The sequence below is a fragment of the Lysobacter enzymogenes genome (genome assembly GCF_017168095.1).
Classification (GTDB): Bacteria; Pseudomonadota; Gammaproteobacteria; order Xanthomonadales; family Xanthomonadaceae; genus Lysobacter; species Lysobacter enzymogenes_D.
This window is the reverse complement of sequence record NZ_LXSD01000600.1, coordinates 1-211: the sequence shown is the minus strand read 5'-3', so window position 1 is coordinate 211 and position 211 is coordinate 1. Positions and strand designations below refer to the sequence as shown.

Genomic DNA, 211 nt, shown 5'->3' with positions numbered 1-211 from the left:
TTCGTGCCTCAGCGTCAATAAGACCATAGTAAGCTGCCTTCGCAATCGGTGTTCTGAGACATATCTATGCATTTCACCGCTACTTGTCTCATTCCGCCTACCTCTAGTCCATTCAAGCCCATCAGTATCAAGGGCACTGCGATAGTTGAGCTACCGTCTTTCACCCCTGACTTAACAGGCCGCCTACGCACCCTTTAAACCCAATAAATCC

1 rRNA gene is annotated in these 211 nt (G+C 48.8%); it reads right to left on the bottom strand.

The window, feature by feature from the left end:
• Nucleotides 1-211: ribosomal RNA gene (locus A7A76_RS23335) — 16S ribosomal RNA — on the bottom strand; the annotation flags it as partial.